Consider the following 2981-nt stretch of genomic DNA (forward strand, 5'->3'; position numbering starts at 1 on the left):
CTTCGGCCCGTAACGGCACCTGGCCGCCGTGCTCCCGCCGTGCTCCCGCCCCTGCTCACTCCGCCGGCGCGCCCAGCTCCACCGCCCGCAGCTGGTCGGCGTCCGCGATCACGTCGATCTCCGTGATCAGCCCCTCCGCCACCGTGAAGCTCAGCAGCAGCCGCAGCCGCCCCAGCGGCGCCATCACGAGACCCACCGCGCCGTCGATCAGCCCACTGCGCGGGCACCCCCAAGGGCGACGACGTGAAGACCCGCCACCTCGTCGACGCCGCCGGGAGCCCGCACCTCGTCTACATCTCCGTCGTCGGCGCCGAGCGCACCCCGGTCGTCAGCGGCCTCGACCGCGCCATGTTCGGCTACGTGGCCGCGAAGCGCGCCTCGGAGGAGATCATCACCGGGTCCGGGCTGCCGTGGACGACGCTGCGCGCCACCCAGTTCCACGAGCTGACGCTGACGACCGCCCGCGCGATGGCCCGCATGCCGGTGCTCCCGGCGCCCTCCGGGTTCCGCATCCAGCCGATCGCCGCCGCGGAGGTCGCCGACCGCCTCGCGGAGCTGGCGCTTGCCGAGCCGGCGGGGCTCGTCGCGGAGATGGGCGGCCCGCGCACGTACGACATGAAGGACGTGCTCCGCGGCTACCTGAAGGCCACGGGCCGCCGCCGCCCGATCCTGCCGGTGCGCCTGCCCGGAAAGGCAGCCGCCGCCTTCCGCGCGGGCGCCAACCTGGCCCCCGGCCACGCGGTGGGTCACCGCACGTGGGAGGACTTCCTGGCCGCGGCGACGGCCGCGGACTGACCTGGGATGTTCTGGAGGGCTTTGGTCAACTGCTGGTAATGTGCGCGCACTTGACACACCGGACGCCCCATCTGCCCGTTCCCGGAGCCCTCGACATGACCGATCAGGACCCCGTGCACCTCCCCTTCGACGTCACCGTGCCCAACGCCGCACGTATGTACGACTACTACCTCGGTGGCAAGAACAACTACCAGGTCGACCGGGACGCGGCCGAGAAGATCATGGCCCTCGGCCCCAGCCGGTCCATCTGCGTGGCCAACCGGCGCTTCCTGGGCCGGGCCGTGCGGCTTGCCGCGGCGCAGGGGATCCGGCAGTTCCTCGACCTGGGCACGGGGCTGCCGACCCAGGAGAACGTGCACGAGGTCGCCAAGCGGCAGGACCCGGGCGCGCGGGTCGTCTACGTCGACTACGACCCGGTGGTGCGCGCGCACGCACAGGCGTTACGGATGCTCGACGACACCATCACCGTCGTCGAGCAGGACGTCCGCGAGCCCGAACGGGTGCTGGCCCACCCGGACGTACAGAGGACGATCGACCTGTCCCGGCCCGTGGCGGTGCTCTTCATCGCCATCCTGCACTGCCTGACCGACGACGAGGACCCGTGGGGCGTGGTACGCACCCTCACCGGGCAGCTGGCGCCGGGCAGCATGATCGCCGTCTCGCACCTCACCGACGACGCCCACCCCGAGGAGGGCGCGGCGGCGCGGAAGGTCTACGACAAGGCGACCGCACCTCTCATCCACCGCTCGCACGCCGAAGTCGCGCGGTTCTTCGAGGGGTTCGAGGTGCTGGAGCCGGGAGTGACGCGGGTCAACGAGTGGCGGCCCGAGGACGACCTGGACCGGTTGCGTCCGGGCGGAGAGTGGTTCTACGTGGGAATGGGGCGGAAGAATTGACCGGGAAGCGGGCTGCGGCCGCGGCGCTGCTGTTATGCCTGGCGGCGGCGGGATGTACGGACGGCGACGACGGCGACTCCGGCAAGGGGCCGGCGCGGGACACGGCACCGGAGGGGGTCGCGTTCTTCGGCTTCGCCAAGGCCAACTCCTTCACCGCCGCCACCTTCGAGGGCGTGGAGAAGCAGGCCCGTGAGGAGGGCACGGAGGCGGAGTTCTTCGACGCCGGGTTCAAACCGGAGCTCCAGGTGCAGCAGATGCAGGACGCGGTCACGTCGCGGCGCTACGACGTCTTCGTCGTCCAGGCGGTCGACGGGGCCTCCGTGATCCCCGCGGTGCGCGCCGCGATCCGCGAGGACATTTCCGTCGTGGTCCAGTTCACGCCGGTCGGTACGAAGTACGACACCGCGGCGCCGCAGGTCGACGGGGCGGTCTCGCTCGTGGACGTACCCGTCGAGAACGGCCGCAGGCTGGGCGAGCTGGGCGCGGGCGCGTGCGCGGCCCGGGACGAGGGCCCGTGCCAGGTGGCGTACCTGGAAGGGCTGAAGACCCTCCCGCTGGACAACGCGCGCACCGAGGCCGTCGTCGGCACGCTGGAGGCGGAGTCGGGCAAGGGCGGGTCGGGCATCGAGGTGGTGGCGCGCGTCGAGGGCGGCTACACCCGGGAGTCCGGCCGCACCGCGATGCAGGACGTCCTCCAGGCGCACCCCGGCGTGGACGTGGTCATCGGCTCCTCGCAGGCGGTGCTCGGCGCGGAGGCGGCGGCCGGCGGCAAGGACATCGCGTACGTCGGCAACGGCGCCTCGCGGCAGGCGGTGGCGGCGGTCGAGGAGGGCCGCTGGTACGGCATTCCGTACCTGCCGGTGACGACGTCCGGCGCGAAGGCCGCGGAACTGGGGCTGGCGCACGCGCGGGGCGAGGACGTGCCCGCGTCGACGGACATGGCGTCGCTCGCCGAGAAGGAAGGCGTGTACACCGAGAAGGAGATCACCTCCCTCGGCATCACCGGCGAGTACGACGACTGACGGGAACGCAGGCGTCATGCACGTCGCGCTGGACCGGATCGGCAAGAGCTACGGCGGCACACCCGTCCTGGACGAGGTGTCCCTGAGCCTGCCCGCCGGCCGGGTGCACGGGCTCGTGGGCGAGAACGGCGCGGGCAAGAGCACGCTGGCGCGGGTGCTGTGCGGGGCGGTGGGGGCGGACCGGGGGCGGGTCCTGGTGGACGGGCGGGAGATCCGGCTCCGCACGCCGCGGGACGCGCTGCGCGCGGGCATCGTGCTGGTCACGCAG

5 protein-coding genes are annotated in these 2981 nt (G+C 72.7%); 4 read left to right on the top strand and 1 reads right to left on the bottom strand.

The window, feature by feature from the left end; all coding sequences use genetic code 11:
* Window positions 1-55: 55 nt before the first annotated feature.
* Window positions 56-196, bottom strand: coding sequence for a hypothetical protein (locus H5J30_RS24670; protein ID WP_258563518.1), 141 nt, complete (start codon window positions 194-196; stop codon window positions 56-58).
* Window positions 197-243: 47 nt separating this feature from the next.
* On the opposite strand from H5J30_RS24670, the gene H5J30_RS24675 reads away from it, so the two are divergent.
* The 4 genes from H5J30_RS24675 to H5J30_RS24690 form a co-directional block, all read left to right on the top strand.
* Window positions 244-795 (top strand): SDR family oxidoreductase, encoded by a 552-nt coding sequence (locus H5J30_RS24675; protein WP_374101021.1) that lies wholly within the window; start codon window positions 244-246, stop codon window positions 793-795.
* Between the two features lie 95 nt (window positions 796-890).
* A complete protein-coding gene (locus H5J30_RS24680; protein ID WP_181789558.1) occupies window positions 891-1691 on the top strand; it encodes an SAM-dependent methyltransferase in 801 nt (266 codons plus the stop codon).
* Entirely contained in the window at window positions 1688-2713 is a 1026-nt protein-coding gene (locus H5J30_RS24685) for a sugar ABC transporter substrate-binding protein (RefSeq protein WP_258563519.1), read from the top strand. The genes H5J30_RS24680 and H5J30_RS24685 overlap by 4 nt, the downstream gene beginning before the upstream one ends.
* A 16-nt stretch (window positions 2714-2729) precedes the next feature.
* A partial coding sequence (locus tag H5J30_RS24690; RefSeq protein WP_181789559.1) for an ATP-binding cassette domain-containing protein occupies window positions 2730-2981 on the top strand: 252 nt, incomplete at its 3' end.

Origin of the sequence: Streptomyces phytophilus, from assembly GCF_013870535.1 — a bacterium.
Classification (GTDB): domain Bacteria; phylum Actinomycetota; class Actinomycetes; order Streptomycetales; family Streptomycetaceae; genus Streptomyces; species Streptomyces phytophilus.